The 353-nt window shown below is 40.2% G+C and carries 1 protein-coding gene; it reads right to left on the reverse strand.

The features are described 5' to 3' along the window. Window positions 1–137: 137 nt before the first annotated feature. Window positions 138–353: hypothetical protein (locus TR08_RS33310; protein WP_238579189.1), on the reverse strand; the 216-nt coding region annotated here is incomplete at its 5' end.

The raw sequence follows: 353 nt of genomic DNA on the forward strand, positions 1-353 counted from the left end.
AAGAAAATGAAATCAATCATGAAACTGATAGGTAAACTAGCAAGGATTTTTGTAGGAATAGCACGAAGAAATGAGTCTTACTGTCCCAATAAAATCCAAGCGTTAATTCCTTTAGCAGCATAGGAATAAAAAGTATCTTAAATAGTTATCTTTAATTTTGAATGTTGACTTATTCGTAGGATTTCAAATATGTACGGAGTACCAGGTTTATTGAACAAAAGGGCACTGTGACCCGTCAGTTTAGCATAACTGGCCTCCACCCCTTGGAAAGGCATGACGAAGGAATGAGAGGGCAATTGACCCGTTGAGACATGGGAGGGAAAGCCTCCAGGGGCGGCGTGGAGATGTACATT

This window comes from Neobacillus niacini (genome assembly GCF_000759675.1).
GTDB lineage: Bacteria > Bacillota > Bacilli > Bacillales > Cytobacillaceae > Neobacillus > Neobacillus niacini_A.